This window comes from Coleofasciculus sp. E1-EBD-02 (assembly GCF_040218245.1).
Classification (GTDB): Bacteria; Cyanobacteriota; Cyanobacteriia; order Cyanobacteriales; family Coleofasciculaceae; genus Coleofasciculus.
The window spans coordinates 1-9534 of sequence record NZ_JAVJQN010000185.1 but is presented as its reverse complement, the minus strand read 5'-3'; the positions used below and the strand labels follow the sequence as shown (position 1 = coordinate 9534).

The 9534-nt window shown below is 45.2% G+C and carries 7 protein-coding genes; 4 read left to right on the top strand and 3 right to left on the bottom strand.

Going from position 1 to position 9534, the window contains the following annotated elements; all coding sequences use genetic code 11:
- Window positions 1–317 precede the first annotated feature (317 nt).
- Entirely contained in the window at window positions 318–2564 is a 2247-nt protein-coding gene (locus RIC07_RS28695) for an FdhF/YdeP family oxidoreductase (RefSeq protein ID WP_446397492.1), read from the top strand.
- Window positions 2561–3406 (top strand): formate dehydrogenase accessory sulfurtransferase FdhD, encoded by an 846-nt coding sequence (fdhD, locus tag RIC07_RS28690; protein WP_446397491.1) that lies wholly within the window; start codon window positions 2561–2563, stop codon window positions 3404–3406. Before RIC07_RS28695 ends, fdhD begins: the two co-directional genes overlap by 4 nt.
- Window positions 3407–3630: 224 nt before the next feature.
- Here the strand turns inward: fdhD and RIC07_RS28685 are convergent, their stop codons facing one another.
- A complete protein-coding gene (locus tag RIC07_RS28685; protein WP_446397490.1) occupies window positions 3631–4827 on the bottom strand; it encodes a HEAT repeat domain-containing protein in 1197 nt (398 codons plus the stop codon).
- A 256-nt stretch (window positions 4828–5083) separates the two neighbouring features.
- Here RIC07_RS28685 and RIC07_RS28680 point away from each other — a divergent pair, with 256 nt between their 5' ends.
- A complete protein-coding gene (locus RIC07_RS28680; RefSeq protein ID WP_446397489.1) occupies window positions 5084–6973 on the top strand; it encodes a ferredoxin--nitrite reductase in 1890 nt (629 codons plus the stop codon).
- Window positions 6974–7155: 182 nt separating this feature from the next.
- Here the strand turns inward: RIC07_RS28680 and RIC07_RS28675 are convergent, their stop codons facing one another.
- Complete coding sequence (locus tag RIC07_RS28675; protein ID WP_446397488.1) at window positions 7156–7593, bottom strand: hypothetical protein; 438 nt, start codon at window positions 7591–7593, stop codon at window positions 7156–7158.
- A gap of 98 nt (window positions 7594–7691) precedes the next feature.
- A complete protein-coding gene (locus tag RIC07_RS28670) occupies window positions 7692–7895 on the bottom strand; it encodes a hypothetical protein (RefSeq protein WP_006105971.1) in 204 nt (67 codons plus the stop codon).
- A gap of 236 nt (window positions 7896–8131) precedes the next feature.
- Here RIC07_RS28670 and RIC07_RS28665 point away from each other — a divergent pair, with 236 nt between their 5' ends.
- Window positions 8132–9184: an anthranilate phosphoribosyltransferase family protein gene (locus RIC07_RS28665; RefSeq protein ID WP_446397487.1), complete on the top strand. Its 1053-nt coding sequence runs from the start codon at window positions 8132–8134 to the stop codon at window positions 9182–9184.
- Window positions 9185–9534 lie beyond the last annotated feature (350 nt).

Sequence of the window (9534 nt, the reverse complement as noted above, 5' to 3'; positions counted from 1 at the left end):
TTGTCATTCGTCATTTGTTATTTGTCATTTGTCATTTGTCATTTGTCATTTGTCATTTGTCATTTGTCATTTGTCATTTGTCATTTGTCATTTGTCATTTGTCATTTGTCATTTGTCATTCGTCATTTGTCATTTGTCATTTGTAAGGGTTTGAGGTTTATTTACTGAACTTAATATAGATAGCTTTATTGACACCGACATACTTAGGATTAGGTTTGATGATCGAGTGGAAAGGCGATAGACCGAACCCAACTATCGGATTAGAATAGGAAAATGGTAGCGTTAAAGAATAGCAAGCATTAGCACCACTCCAAATCATGTTACCTCAACCTAAAAAGCGCTGGACGCCTGAACACTGGGCAACCTGGAAACCTTTCGGTATCGGCGAACAATACCCGAATAATTACTGGGAAGTATTTCGCGCCATCTGGGAAAATCGGGATCAACTTCCCTACGCCTGGGATATCCTCAACCAAGGCGTCTGCGATGGTTGTGCGTTAGGCACTACGGGGATGAAAGACTGGACATTAGAGGGGATTCATGTTTGTAATGTCCGGTTGCGACTACTGCGGATGAATACAATGCCCGCTTTTGACCCCGAACTCCTGGCAGATGTATCCCAGTTGCAGGGCAAAAAAAGTGCTGAACTGCGACAGATGGGGCGACTTCCTTATCCAATGATGCGTCAACGGGGAGAGAAAGGATTTCATCGGCTGAGTTGGGAAGAAGCCCTGGATATTATCGCCAATCGCATTCGCACCACGACACCCGATCAACTCAGCTTTTATCTCACCAGTCGCGGCACCGTTAATGAAACCTATTATGCTGCCCAAAAAGCGGTGCGGGCAATGGGAACCAATAATATTGATAATGCAGCGAGAATTTGTCATTCTCCGAGTACGGCGGGATTGAAAAATGCATTAGGAGTAGCCGCGACAACTTGTTCCTATAAAGACTGGATAGGGACAGACTTATTAGTCTTCATTGGGTCGAATGTGGCAAATAACCAACCCGTCACGGTGAAGTATCTCCACTGGGCAAAAAAGGCGGGAACAAAAATAGTCGTAATTAACACCTACCAGGAACCCGGAATGGAACGCTATTGGGTGCCGTCGATTCCCGAAAGTGCTTTATTTGGCACGAAATTTGCCGAAGACTTTTTTCTGGTGAATATGGGCGGGGATATGGCGTTTATTAATGGTACACTGAAACATTTAATCGCCAATGATTGGGTTGATCACTCGTTTATCAACACCTATACGCGCAACTTTGAGGACTTAAAAGCCACCCTAGACTGCCAATCCTGGGAGGAACTCGAACGGCTATCTGGCGCATCTCGTGATCAGATGTATGAATTTGCCCAGATGGTAGCCGAGGCGAACAAGGCTGTCTTCGTCTGGAGTATGGGGATTACCCAGCATGAATGTGGCGAAGATAACGTGCGATCGCTAATTAATCTAGCACTAACCAAAGGCTTTGTCGGCAGAGAGGGCTGTGGCTTGATGCCGATTCGCGGACATTCTGGAGTACAAGGGGGGGCGGAGATGGGCTGCTACGCCACGGTACTCCCTGGAGGGAAGCCGATTACCTCAGAAAATGCGGCACAGTTAAGTGAAAAATGGGGATTTGAGGTGCCAACCTCCCCAGGATTAACCGCATCAGAAATGATTCAAGCGGCTTATGCGGGAGAGTTGGATGTCCTCTTTTCGGTGGGGGGAAATTTCCTAGAAGTGCTACCCGAACCCGATTATGTGGAAACGGCATTAAAGCGCGTTCCTCTGCGGGTGCATCAGGATATTATTTGTTCTAGCCAAATGTTAGTTGATCCGGCGGATACGGTAATTCTACTCCCCGCCACCACCCGGTATGAAGTGCCAGGAGGCGTAACCGAAACCACGACAGAACGACGAGTCATTTTCAGTCCCGAAGTTCAGGGAAATCGCATTGGCGAAGCGCGTCCAGAATGGGAAGTATTCATGGAATTGGCACGGAGAGTTCGTCCCGATTTAGCCGCAGAAAATGACGGAAACGCGCCGTTAAACTTCGACGGAACCGCCGCGATTCGCCAAGAAATTGCCCAAATCATTCCCCAATATGCGGGGATTCAACATCTCAAAGAAGCGGGAGATCAGTTTCAATATGGGGGTTCTCATCTCTGTTTTGGTTGGACTTTTCCCACACCCGATGGGAAGGCGCGGTTTACTCCGTTATCGCCACCACAACGAGATTTACCAGAGGGATGTTTCTTAGTCGCCACCCGACGCGGGAAGCAGTTTAATAGTATGGTGCAGGAAAAGAAAGATGCGATTACGGGTGCGATGCGTGAGGCGGTGTTAATGAGTGCGGTGGATGCTTCGGCGTTGGGGTTAAAAGATGGGGATGCTGTGATTCTCAAAAATGAAGTTGGCGAGTTGAAGGCACGAGTGTGTACGGCACCGGTGAAACCCGGGAACCTGCAAGTGCATTGGCCCGAAGGGAATATACTTTTAGATAAGAATAAGCGATCGCCTGAAGTAGCGATTCCTGATTATAATGCCTTGGTGCAGTTAGAAAAAGTCCAATGAAAATGGCGATGGGGAGTAAGACGAAAACCAGGGTTTGGGTGGTGGAGAAGGAGAATGTGCGATCGCGCCAGGATCAGGTGGCGACGGAAGAACCCTTAGAGATTCGCCTTGTCTCTCCCCCGCAAACGGTAGCCGTTACCATGCGAACACCAGGGGCAGATTTTGAACTGGCGGCGGGGTTTTTGTACTCTGAAGGAGTGGTGCGCGATCGCGATGATATTCAGCAGATCAGTTATTGTGTTGATCCGGATGTCGATGGGGAACAGCGTTATAACATTGTTAATGTAAAACTTCGACCGGGATTATCGGTTAATTTACAACCCTTAGAACGCCACTTTTTTACCACCAGCGCCTGTGGAGTTTGTGGGAAAGCCAGTCTAGAAGCCCTACATTTACGGGGATGTCCAATTATCTCAGCCGGATTAACCGTTAGTCCAGATATTATTTATAGTTTACCCGAACAATTACACACCGCCCAGCGGATTTTCTCAAGTACCGGAGGATTACACGCCGCCGCCTTATTCGACACCCAAGGAAAATTACTCTCAGTACGAGAAGATGTGGGACGCCACAACGCCTTGGATAAATTAATTGGCGCTGCTTTTTTGAGTAATCAATTACCTTTAACCAACCACATTGTTCTGGTGAGTGGACGTTCTAGCTTTGAGATAGTACAGAAATGTCTAACCGCAAGTGTCCCGATTGTTTGTGCGGTATCTGCACCCAGCAGTTTAGCGGTTGCCTTAGCCAGGGAGTTTGGCATCACCTTAGTCGGATTTTTGCGCGGAAAACGATTTAATATTTATACAGGAAAGGAACGGATACATTTTGAGGAGAAGTAAATCGGTTAGCCCCAAAAATATACAACCGATTTTTGGGTAGGCTTGAGAATAAAACTATTTTATGCCAACTCTTTACAACATATTTCAAGTTCATGAAATACAGTATATCTAAACAATATGCCCGACGTCTTGGAGAAGTCGGGGATCTGGAGTACCTCACTCAATCCAGTCAGCTTTAGCTGACTTAAGCTTTTAGCCCGGAGTTTGAACTCCGGGCATCGGGCTTACTGGAGTTGTTTAATTGCCGCATTAGCGTGTAATCTGACACTCATTTGAGGATCATTCTGGAGTTGTACTAAAGTTTCCATGGCGTCAGCGACTCCTAATTGTCCCCAACTGTAGGCTAACGCCTGTTTAATGGCGGTTGTTTCAACACTGGGATGTCCCGACTCAAAGAAATCTAGCAAGATTTTAGCGGCTTGGTATTTCAGATTCGGGGTTTCAATCCGCCCAAAAACGCGCACGATTTCTAATATAGAGTCTTCGGCTATGGTGGATAAGGCTTGGTGTAAATACTCTAATGTTGTCGCCGTTTCGATCCGCGCCAATACCTGAATGACAGTAAGTTGTAGGGGAACAGGAGTCAGAGGCGATCGCAAAACTGGAAATAACGCCTCGGCTGCTTGATCTGTACCGATTCTACCGATCGCGATCGCGGCTTGCTGACAAACGTCTAAGTTCAGATCATATAGCAGGGGTTGCAGATAGATTAATGTATCGAAATCTGTCTGTGAGGAGGCGCTTAAGCCTAAACCGATCACCGCTTCTTTACGCACAGACGCGGCATAATCCTTTAATGCGACCAAGAAAACGGGTACAATGCGATCATCATGGAAACTGCTCAGGGCAGCAATGGCAGTGACGCGCACCTGTTCATCTGGATCATGGACGACGCTTAATAAGGGATTAATCACCTCTGCACAATGCATTTGAGCTAAAGCGCGAGTGGCGAAAAGACGAGATTCCGGTTTCACCAGCAAATCAGTCAACGCCTCAACCGCAGCATGTCCGATAGCGGCTAATGCACTCGATGCGATCGCACTTAACTCTTCATCTTCACTATGATCCAGTAATTTCACCAATGTCCGAATCACCTCAGGCGTATTAAATCCCCCCAAAATCCGCCCCGCAAACCACCGTTGCTCTAAATCCGCCTCCTCATCTTCCAGAATCTCGATCAACGGTGTCACAATCCTCTCGCCCCATTGTGGCAAAACCTTGGCAATATCCCAACGTGCCTGAAAATCTCCCTGTTCCAAAACCGTTAACGCCATCGCCAATCCTAGAGGCAATTCCTTTGTTTCTGGATTGGAACAATTTCGGCTGCACTCATCCAACGGTAATTGCTGCAAACATTGAGTGACTGACAACCAATCCCCTTGTTCTGTGGCAACTGTGGCTTGTTTAAGAAGTTTGTCCATTGTTTGATCACTTGCATCCTTACCCAGACTGAATGGTGTGCCACTTCAGCCTCACTCTTCCTATCGTTTCATAGAATTGATAGATTTATAAACATTTAATTCACAAATTGCATTTATATGATGCAGTTTGTTCAAATTCAACTTAAAAGCGTATCCAAATATACAATTTACCACTTGAACCTTGCTTACCTTACTGAAATTAAGAGGGGCAATTTTAGTAGAACCGAAAACCGTAAAAATCCATCAAAATAGCGCTATGACTACAACAAAAGACGTATCAAAAAAAATAAACAAAGTGGAAAAAGCCAAAGCCGAGAAAGATGGGCTAGACATTAAACATGAACTGGAAAGCTTAATCGAACTTGGCTGGGAAAACATTGATAAAACCGACTTAGAACTCCGCCTCAAGTGGTTGGGTGTCTTTTTCCGTCCAGTGACTCCCGGCAAATTCATGTTGCGCTTACGTGTACCCAATGGTTATCTGGACAGTGAGAAAATGCGGGTTCTCGCTAAGATTGTGCAGCGTTATGGTGATGATGGTAGCGCCGATATTACCACTCGCCAAAATATTCAACTGCGAGGCGTTCGTTTAGAAGATATTCCAGAAATTTTCCGTCAACTGCAATCCGTTAATCTGACCAGTGTACAGTCGGGAATGGATAATGTGCGGAATTTAACCGGATCACCTGTCGCCGGAATTGATGCAGACGAAATCATTGACACCCGTGACATGGTGCAAAAATTGCAGGACATGATTACCAATAACGGGGAAGGCAATTATGCCTTTACAAATCTTCCGCGTAAATTCAATATTGCCATTGAAGGAGGACGAGATAACTCCATTCACGCCGAAATTAATGATATTGCCTTTGTCCCTGCTTATCGGGATGGAGAATTGGGCTTCAATGTTTTAGTCGGCGGTTATTTATCAGCCCAGCGTTGTGTGGAAGCGATTCCCTTAAATGCATGGGTTCCAGCAAATGAAGAAGATGTGATTAACTTGAGTGGTGCGATTCTCACCGTTTATACTCAGAACGGATTAAAAGAGGGATTAAGAAAAAGCCGCCAAAAAGCCCGGATGATGTGGTTAATTGATAAATGGGGCGTAGAAAAATTCCGGGCGGAAGTCGAAAAAACATTCGGCAAAGAACTCCTCCCGGCTGCGCCTGAGGATGAGATTACCCAAGAGAAAAAAGATTACATTGGGGTTTATCCGCAAAAGCAACCAGGATACAGTTATGTTGGCTTACTGGTTCCCGTCGGGCGCTTGTCAGCCGACACCATGTTTGAGTTAGCCCGATTAGCTGATGTTTATGGCAATGGTGAAATTCGCTTAACCGTTGAACAAAATTTAATTATTCCCTACATTGCCAATGAAAAAATCGAAGCGTTTCTGAGTGAACCGTTACTCCAGCAGTTTCCGATTCATCCCTCTACGCTTACCCGTTCATTGGTATCTTGTACCGGGAATCGCTATTGCAATTTTGCCATCATAGAAACCAAACAACGGGCATTAAAATTAGCGCAAGAACTGGATCAAGAATTAGACATTCCCGAACGAGTGCGGATACACTGGACTGGATGTCCCAACTCCTGTGGACAACCTCAAGTTGCCGATATTGGGTTAATGGGTACGAAAGTTCGTAAAGATGGCAAGCCTGTCGAAGGGGTGAATCTTTATACCGGGGGAAAAGTCGGCAAAGATGCTCAACTCGGAGACGTATTGGAAAAAGGAATTGCCTGCGATGATCTAAAACCGATTCTGCGGAATCTATTAATTGAAAACTTTGATGCTAAAGTTAAGGATGGAATTGTTATAGAACCGGAGCCGGAAACTCAGGAGAATCCTCAACCTTCATCTGAGACAGAAACCAACGGCGATCAAGCTCAAATAAAGCTATTTTTCGCGGAATCTTGGAAACAGGTTAACGCTAATTCTCAGGACTTTATTCTGGATATGGCTGAAAACCAAGGCATTGAAATTGACAATAGTTGTCGTGCTGGTACTTGCGGGACTTGTGTTAAAAAGTTATTAAAAGGTCAAGTGAAGTATGACGAAGAGTATAGTGCCTTGGACGATTTAGAGGAGGGCATGGTTTTGACCTGTTGTGCTGTGCCTGAAGGACAAGTGGTGATTGATGCTTAAGGCGTTTGTCTTATGTCATTGGTTTGTCCAATAATTCGGACATTGGATCGGGGCGGGTTTAGTGAAATTCGGGTGAAGTCAAAAAAGATAGTAGTGAAACCCGCCCCTACATTCGGATAACCCTGTTTCACCCTTCATCCTTGTTTCGCTCTGTCTCCGATTGACTAAATAAGTCAACCAAATTATTTTATTTTTTCGCCCAAAAATTGATAAGGATTGGTATAATGATTTGAGTCTCCTGAATACAACTTAAAATACATAACGCCTGAGCCTAACCACAAGATTAAAAAGATTAACGTCATCAGGGAACCCCAGGAAAAAAACTTGGGTTTCCGGCGGGTGGTTAATAATTTGTGGGGTAATGGTGAAAGTTCTAATGGTGTACGACTTGGGGGCGTATTTAGGGCAACTTCGGTGCCTTGGACAGTAATTAATTTCAGCTTATGTAACTCTGTAAGCGCGGCGTAAACTTCGCTCAAGCTAACTGAATGTTCAAGGAATTCGGCTGTCCAAGCCTGAAAGTCATGCCAGTTAAAATTTACTTTATGATTGGTTCTAGTATGAAACCGAATCCAGTGATAGAGTAAACTCTCGCAGGGGGAAAGCTTAGTCTTGATCATTACCAAAACTCCAAATTTTCTATACGTTTGAGCATTGTATGGAGGTGATATTGGCTGAACAACTTAGCTAGAGGAGGCTATCCTTTCGCTGGAAGTGGCTACAGCACTAACAGATATTCTCCATGTTCCGGAATCCAAGTCAGCCATTCATGATCCGAGACTTGGGAAAGTATCAACGCCTCATAGTGGGCAAATGGATTGGGGAGTTCCTCTAGTCTCAGCCACATTCCCGGTTGCAGATAGCGAAAAATTGCACTAGCCGAGAGGTTGGCTGGAGGGGGTTGCGGTTGTGGATTTTGCATATCTGTGCCGTCTGATTCTCGATTCTCTTCTTGTATCAGAATATACTAAAATTAAAATCTGTATCAAATAATACATAAAAATTAATTGTAGATTTGTTAACTAATCCTCACAGCGTTCACTCAATGGCGAAGTCGTTGCATCTTTGTTCAGGAATCACGAACGGTTCTCTGTCAATCTGCTATCGTCCTAAACCGTTATCGTCATAGTCCCATCGTCCTATTTTTCATCCCCCATTATGAGTATTATTTTCAGAGAACTGTTAAAGAAAGTGGGTAGCGGTAGCCATACTCACAAAGATTTAACTCGTGAAGAAGCCGCCAACGCCACAGAAATGATCTTGAATGAAGAAGCGACTCCGGCTCAAATTGGGGCGTTTTTAATTGCCCATCGCATTAAGCGCCCCACGAGTGAAGAACTAGCGGGAATGTTGGATGCGTATGATCAATTAGGTTGCACAGTACCCCGATTATCCGGTGATCCGATAGTCACGGTAATGGGGACACCTTACGACGGGCGATCGCGAACCGCCCCAGTTACTCTATTAACGGCGCTGATGCTGGCGGCTTCAGGGGTTCCGGTAATTCAACATGGCGGCGACTGTATGGCAACAAAATATGGCATTCCCCTGGTAGAAATTTGGCAAGGATTGGGCATCGATTTTACCCGATTGAGTCTTACCCAAGTTCATCAGGGTTTAGAAACAACTCGCTTTGGGTTTATCTACACCCCTAATCATTTTCCGGCGACTCAAAGTTTGGTGAATTATCGAGATCAGATTGGCAAGCGTCCCCCCTTTGCCACGATTGAATTAATTTGGCTTCCTTATGCTGGGAATGTGCATCTCGTGGCTGGGTTTGTCCATCCCCCAACGGAAGAATTTATGCAGGGAACATTAGGATTACGAGGCGTCAAGAATTACACCTTAATCAAGGGATTAGAGGGAAGTTGTGATTTACCCCGTGAACGGACAGCGATTATTTCGACACATAAACCTGGAGATGGCGAACCCTATCAACGCCTGAAACTTCACCCTAGGGATTATGGTTTTGAAGGGAAGGAGGTTCCTCTAGAGTCAAAGGAACAATTATTGGCACAAATTAAAGAAGTTTTAGCCGGAAAAGCTTCAGAACTCCAAAAATCCGTGATTTGGAATGGTGGGTTTTATCTCTGGCGTTGTGGGGTTTGCCCGACGTTAGAAGATGGATTAAGCAAGGCGGAGTCTTTGTTAATCACAGGCGCACTTCAGCAGCAGTTGGCTGAGATTGAGTCTACTGTAAGTAGGGGGTGAAAGAGGGAACGGGGAATGGGGAATAAATTAATAGTTTTAGAATTGCACCGTAGGGGTACGGTATTTCTCGTTAGTGTCAAGTTAAGCTCACAACTCTACCCACCCGACTAGCGATCAACGTTTAGATCCCCCTAAATCCCCCTTAAAAAGGGGGACTTTGAATACTATCAAATCCGGTTGATTGTATAGCAATCGCCAGGGTCATTAAGCTGAAGTTCCCCCCATCCCAATTGACTCAAGAAGCCTAAACCCAGACTATGTAAGCATTTTAGCAATTTCGTTCCCTCAAATCGTACCCATGTATATTTAAGATTTTCTTAATAATCTTGGGAGAAAATCTGTGGGATAAT